The organism is Roseomonas sp. GC11 (assembly GCF_024437745.1).
Classification (GTDB): Bacteria; Pseudomonadota; Alphaproteobacteria; order Acetobacterales; family Acetobacteraceae; genus Pseudoroseomonas.
The window spans coordinates 40,648-46,831 of the sequence record NZ_JANFNY010000037.1 but is presented as its reverse complement, the minus strand read 5'-3'; the positions used below and the strand labels follow the sequence as shown (position 1 = coordinate 46,831).

The following is a 6,184-nucleotide window of genomic DNA, read 5'->3' as shown; positions in this document are numbered from 1 at the left end:
GTGGCCTAGGTTCTTCCCGGGGGCGCCGGGGAATGCGGGGGTTCGCGCCCCGCAGTCCCACGCTAGCCGATGCGTCCGGGGGCGTTTCCCCACCATGGGTAGCGGCTACCTCGCCGCTACCTCGGCTGGGCTGGAACCCGGCCGGGTCACCGGCGCCCGAGGCTCCGGACCTCGGCGAGCGAGGCAGGCTGCGGCCGCCCGGCGAGGGGCGGGGGCGGGGCAGGCCCCCCCCGGTGGCCTAGGTTCTTCCCGGGGGCGCCGGGGAATGCGGGGGTTCGCGCCCCGCAGTCCCACGCTAGCCGATGCGTCCCAGACCCATTCCCCACTACTCGTCGTCGTCGCCTTCCTCGGCCTCGTTCGCCTCAGGCTCCGGGAAGTGGCGACGGAAAACTTCCTGCGGGGGACGACGATAACGGCGGACGATGCGCACCTCGACGCACGGGAACAGGTCGTCCAAGTCGATGATGACCAGGCCCAGCGACAGCGCCTCGTCCTGCAGCTTCTGGATGGTCGACGCGTGCAGCCGGTCGGTGTCGAGAGCTTGCCGCATCTGCTCCCGCGTCAGGCAGAACCGACCGCGGTCCTTACCGCGGAATTCCTCTTCGTAGATGTCTGTCCACAGCTTTACCGCGACCTCGCGGATCTTGGCGTCAGTGACGGTGGCCATCATGATCTCCAGTGCTGCTTTGTTGACCCAGAGACACATCTAGAAGCACCCGAAAGCCGTTTCAAGAGCGTATGACCTTGGGTAATCAATTTCTGCTCTGAGGGTCACCTTGCTGCTCTCTGGAGCAGTCCGGCCGTTTGAATGATGGTGTTGCCCCCACGTTTCCCCACCTCGCCTGAACCGCTCGGAGCCAGTGATTTCCGGCGGGTAGCCTCGGGAACGGGCCTTCCTTGCGTGGTGACGTGGGGAAATCGCTCCTAGAGGGCCGCTCAAGGCCCCTGACGGGGGTTCCCGATGTCGCGCGGCTACAGCCATATTAATCTCCCCCTGGCTCTCCCGGATCGCCGCAGCGCCGCCTGGCGCGAGGGCTACGAGGCCGCCCGCGCGCAGGCGGCCCGCATCTGCTGGGCGGCGGGCGCCGACGAGCGCCACAGCACCCACGCCATGGGCCCGGCCTGCGCGGAAGAAGCCCGGCGGCTGGGCGCCGCCATCTCCGGCATGGCCGACAAGCGCGAGCCGCCGCAGCCGGTGAACGTGCGTGTCTGCATCGTCTGCCCAGACCCATCCGCGCTGCGCGGGGCGAAGGCCGACGTCGCGCGCCAGATCCGCGAAGCCGTGGGAGACGGCCGTGCGGCCGCCGCGCCCGGCGCCGCCGTCTGTGGCGAATCGTCCTGGATACTCGCGAGGACCGTTGGGCCGCCTGGTGGGTCGGATCTTCGGGGGTGCCCAATGACTGCTCCCAACCGCATCCTCGGCCTCGACGTCACTGCGGCCGAGTGGACCCTGGTTGCCCTAGAACTCGCCGACCCGGCGGCCGTGCTGCCGGTGGCGCGCGTCACCGTGCCGGTCGCCAGTGAGGTTAGCGTTACACTAACTCTTCTCGCGGCGGCGATAGAGCGGCTACGGCCGCTGGTCGAAGGTGGCGCCGATGCCTAGGCAGCGGCCTGCAGGCGTCTCGCAGATTGTCTCTGCCGCGGAACTGGCCGACCTCATGGGCGTGGACCGGCACACGATCGTCGATTCATGGGTGCCGAAGGATTGCCCCGTCGTCGAGCGGGCGGTGGGGCGGCGCCCATGGCGCTTCCGGGTGTCGGACGTCGTCCGCTGGCGCATCGACACTCAGGATGGGAATGCGGCCTCGGTCGGGAGCGGTGACCTTCGCGACCTGCAGGCCGAAGGCCAAGCCATCAAGAACGCCTCGGACCGGCTCGATCTCGAGGCGAAGCGCGCCCGCCTTATCGAGATGGACCTGGTCGGCGCCGAAGTGGCGTCCGCCTACGCGGCCACCTGCCAGCGCCTGCTGAGCCGCGCGCCGCGCATCGCCGCCCGGGTGCAGGGCGAGACGGACCTTACGAGCCTCGAGCGCATCGTCCACGACGAGATGTGCTCCGCCCTCGAGGCTCTCGTGGCGCCCGAGACCTTCGGCGCCGGGGGCGTGGCCGACGACGAGGATGACGAGGGGGACGAGGAATGAGCGGCCTGCCGGACCTGTCGCCGCCGGTTGGGCGCCTGCGCGAGCTGCTGGCCAAGGCGCTGCGCGACCACATGCGTCCGCCGCCCCGCATGACGGTGGACGAGTGGGCCGACGCCTACCGCATCCTGCCGCCTGGCAGCCCCGAGCCCGGACCCTGGCGGACGGCGACGTTCGAGGTGGCGCGCGGGCCCATGCGCGCCGTCACCGAGCCAGGCGTGAAGATCCTCACCGGGGCGGCCGCGACGCAGATCTGGAAGACGGAGCTCATCCTCAACGCCATCGGGCGCACCATCCACCTGTCGCCCAAGAACATCGTCATGATCCAGCCGAAGACGGACGCGGCGCGCAGCTGGTCCCGCCAGAGGCTGGCGCCCATGCTGCGCGAGTGCCCGGTCCTGGCCGAGAAGCTGGTGCGCCGGAAGAAGCGCAAGGGCGAGGCCGAGGGCGGGGCGAAGGCGCGGGATTCGGCCAACTCCACCCTCGAGAAGACCTTCACCGACGGCTCGTGGATCTTCTGCGGCTCGGCCCAGTCGGCCACCGACCTGGCTGGACGCAACGCGCCGCTGACGTTCCTCGACGAGGTCGGACGCTTCCCTCTCTCCGCCGGGGGCGAGGGCGACCCGATCATCATGGTCGAGAAGCGGGCGGGCAATTTCCCGGACCGTCTGAGCATCCGCGTCAGCTCCCCGGGCAACAAGGGCGAGTGCCGCATCTGGTCGTCGTATCTCGACAGCGACCAGCGGCGCGCCTTCGTCCCGTGCCCGCACTGTGGCGTGCGCCAGGTCATGCGCTGGGGGTCGAAGGACAGCCGCGGCGGGGTGAAGTGGTCGAAGGACGCCGACAGGAACCACCTGCCGGACATGGCGGCCTACGCCTGCGAGAGCTGCGGCTGCGTCTGGAGCCGGAAGGAGCACCTTGAGGCGCTCCAGCAGGTCGACTGGCGCCAGTGCAGGGCATTCAAGTGCTGCGGCGAGGACCACGACCCCGAAGAGGGCCACCGGCAGAACCCTGAGGCCACGGTTTGGCGCCATGACGGCTGGGTCTGGCGCGCGGTGTGCCGGAAGTGCAACCGCATGGCCATCTCCAACCGGCACGCCGGGTTCTGGTGCAGCAGGCTCTACTCGCCGAAGCAGGAGCTCCCCGACGCGGTCCGCGAGTTCCTCGCCTCGCGCGGCCATCCCGAGCAGGAGAAGGCGTTCCAGAACACGGTCCTCGCCGAGGTCTACGAGGGCGCCGTCGAGGAGCTGAGCTACTCGTCGCTCGAGAGCCGCGAGGAGCAGTATCCCGCCGAGGTGCCCGACGGCGTCGTGCTGCTCATGGCGGGCGTGGACGTCCAGGAGAACCGCCTGGAGTGCACCATCCTCGGCTTCGGGCGCGGGGGCGAGATCTGGGTCATCAGCCACACCGTCTTCTGGGCGGCCGAGGGCGACGTGGTGACGGACCCGGCCTGTTGGGACGAGCTGGACAGGCACCTGCTCCGGCTGCGCCACCGGCGCGACGGCCTCGCCTTCATCGTCGAGGCGGCCGCCGTGGACTCCGGCGGGCGGAAGACCACGCACATGGTCTACGAGTGGTGCCACAAGCGCATGTCCCGCCGCGTCTGGGCGGTGAAGGGCAACGGCGGCACCCAGAAGGGCGACACCAGCCGCGCGATCTGGCCGCGGCGGCCGACCCTGAGCAAGAAGGGGCAGGTGCCCTTCTACGTCATCGGCTCGAACGCGACGAAGTTCGCGGTCCGGGGCCTGCTGGCGACAAAGGCCCCGGGCCCCCGCTACGTCCACTTCCCCGGCGAGGAGCGCGCCCTTGGGGCGCAGTATTTCCAGCAGCTCACGGCCGAGCGCCCCGTCACCCGGCACAAGGGCAACCTCTCCTGGGTCGAATGGGACTGCCCTGACGGCAAGCGCAATGAGACCTGGGACTGCTTCTGCTACGCCTACGCGGCCTACTGCGGCTGGGTGCAGGCCAACACCGACCCGGACGCCCTCGACCGCCTCGCCGACGACCTGCGGCTCCGGACCCGGCCGTCCCCGGCGCCGGTGGCCGATGTCGCGGCGCCCGCTCGGAGCGCAGCAGCGTCGGTTGATACCGTCGAGAGGACAGATCAACAACCCGGCAAGTCTCCCGACATGCCCCCGCCGCAGCCGCCCGAGGACGGGGCGGAGCCCGCGGCGAGGCCCTCTCGGACCGGCTGGCTGGCCCCACGGCGGCGGTGGCTCTGATGGCGCGATACACGGATGCGGACCGGCCGCTCTACGAGGCCCTGAGGCTCCACTACCTCAAGGGTGCAACCAAGATCCGCTACTCGACCGGCCCCGGCCAGATGCAAGAAGTCGAGTATCGGTCGCTGGCCGACATGCGCGCCCTGCTCGAGGAGATGGAGAGCGCCCTCGACCCGGCGGCGGCCGCGCCGTCGGCCATCACCCTGATCCGCTACGTGAGGCCGCGCTGATGGCCGTCCGGAACCTGCTCGACCGGGCGATCTCCTACGTCTCCCCGGCCGCCGGGGCGCGCCGCGACCTCGCGCGCGCCCAGGGCGAGCTGCTGACCGACATGCGGACGCGCTCGGAGACGCCGCAGGCGCGGAACGACCGGCTCCGGGACGAGGGCTGGCGCCCCTTCGGTGGCGGAACCGTGGCCGAGGTGGACGTGGACCGGCTGCGCGAAATCAGCCGCCGCCTGTGCCGGACCAACCCGCACGCCAGGAAGGCGCGCCTGACCTTCGTTGGCCACACCGTGGGCTGGGGCATCCGGCCGAAGTCCCGGTCCGGCCTGAAGGGCGTCGACGCCGCCCGCACCAAGGCGTGGAAGGCGTGGGGCGAGACGCGCGAGTGCGACGCCGAGGGGCGCCAGACGGCCTACGGCCTGATGGCGTTGGCGGCGTCTATCCTTTTCGAGTCTGGCCGCGTCCTCGTCCGCAAGAAGGTCGTGGGCAAGGGGGCCTACAGGACGCTCCCGACCAAGATCCAGGTGCTCGAGCCGGACTACCTCGACCACTCGAAGGACGGCGCCGCCCCGGGCGGCGGGCAGACTATCCGCGGCATCGAGTTCGCCGCCGACGGCTGCACGCGGATCGCCTACCACATCCGCCGCACCCGGCCGGGCGACAACAGCTGGGGCGCCCTGGCGAACGAGAGCGTCCGCGTCCCCGCCGACGAGGTCGCCGACGTCCACGTCATCACGGAGAGCGGCCAAGTGGACGCGCTGCCGGTCATGCACGCGGTCCTCGGGACGCTGCAGGACCGCGCCGACACGACCGAGGCCACGCTCATCAGGCTGAAACTGGAAGCTTGCATCGGCGGCGTGGTCGAGTACCAAAACGAGCTGCCGAACTTCACGCAGGAGATGGCAAACGCGGCCAGCCGCGGGGCGTCCGGAGACGTGGAATTCACCCCGGGCATGCTGCTGAAGCTGAAGTACGGGCAGAGCTTCCGGCCGATCCAGCCGACTTCGGCCGGTGGCGCGCCGGAGATGCTCCGCCTCGCGGACTACGCGACGGCCTCGGGCCTAGGGATCGGCTACGATCAGCTCACCAGCGACGTCAGCCAGGCCAACTACTCGTCCATCCGGGCGGCACGGCTCGAGTTCAACCGGCAGGTCGAGCTCACGCAGCACCTTGTGCTGATCCCGATGCTCTGCGCGAGCATCTGGGAGTGGTTCTGCGAGGGCGGCCTGCTCGCCGCCCTCTGGAAGGACGCCCCGGCCCTCGCCGACTGGGATCCGCCGCCGGTGGAGATGACGGATCCCCTCAAGGACACCTCGGCGCTGCTCATGCAGGAGCGCGCTGGCTACGAGACCTGGGACAGGCTCGTCTCCGGCCGGGGCTACGACCCCGACGAGCAGCTCGCCGTTATCGCGGCCCGCAACATGCAGTTCGACGCGCTCGGCGTGGTCCGGTCCGGCGACCCCCGCAAGGTCTCTGACCAAGGGCAGGCGCAGGTCGTGCCCGGCGCCGAGGATGAGGGCGACGGCGCCGAGCCGCCGAAGTCCGCCGCCAAGAAGACCGCCAAGAAGCCCGGCTCGCCCGGCGCCGAGGAGTGAGCCGC

Annotated in this window: 6 protein-coding genes; 5 read left to right on the top strand and 1 reads right to left on the bottom strand. The window is 70.6% G+C overall.

What is annotated here, in order from left to right; translation table 11 throughout:
- Positions 1–325: 325 nt before the first annotated feature.
- Complete coding sequence (locus NON00_RS13135) at positions 326–670, bottom strand: hypothetical protein (protein ID WP_256021688.1); 345 nt, start codon at positions 668–670, stop codon at positions 326–328.
- 291 nt (positions 671–961) lie between these two features.
- Here NON00_RS13135 and NON00_RS13130 point away from each other — a divergent pair, with 291 nt between their 5' ends.
- Genes NON00_RS13130 through NON00_RS13110 form a run of 5 tightly spaced genes read left to right on the top strand, consistent with a single transcriptional unit; the run spans position 962 to position 6,179 of the window.
- Positions 962–1,603, top strand: a complete 642-nt coding sequence (locus NON00_RS13130; RefSeq protein ID WP_256021685.1) for a hypothetical protein — start codon at positions 962–964, stop codon at positions 1,601–1,603.
- Positions 1,596–2,141: a terminase small subunit gene (locus tag NON00_RS13125; RefSeq protein ID WP_256021683.1), complete on the top strand. Its 546-nt coding sequence runs from the start codon at positions 1,596–1,598 to the stop codon at positions 2,139–2,141. Before NON00_RS13130 ends, NON00_RS13125 begins: the two co-directional genes overlap by 8 nt.
- Positions 2,138–4,360 (top strand): phage terminase large subunit family protein, encoded by a 2,223-nt coding sequence (locus NON00_RS13120; RefSeq protein ID WP_256021681.1) that lies wholly within the window; start codon positions 2,138–2,140, stop codon positions 4,358–4,360. The genes NON00_RS13125 and NON00_RS13120 overlap by 4 nt, the downstream gene beginning before the upstream one ends.
- A complete protein-coding gene (locus NON00_RS13115; RefSeq protein ID WP_256021679.1) occupies positions 4,360–4,590 on the top strand; it encodes a phage head-tail joining protein in 231 nt (76 codons plus the stop codon). Before NON00_RS13120 ends, NON00_RS13115 begins: the two co-directional genes overlap by 1 nt.
- On the top strand, positions 4,590–6,179 hold the full coding sequence (locus NON00_RS13110) for a phage portal protein (RefSeq protein WP_256021676.1): 1,590 nt from the start codon (positions 4,590–4,592) through the stop codon (positions 6,177–6,179). The genes NON00_RS13115 and NON00_RS13110 overlap by 1 nt, the downstream gene beginning before the upstream one ends.
- The last annotated feature ends 5 nt before the right edge of the window (positions 6,180–6,184 follow it).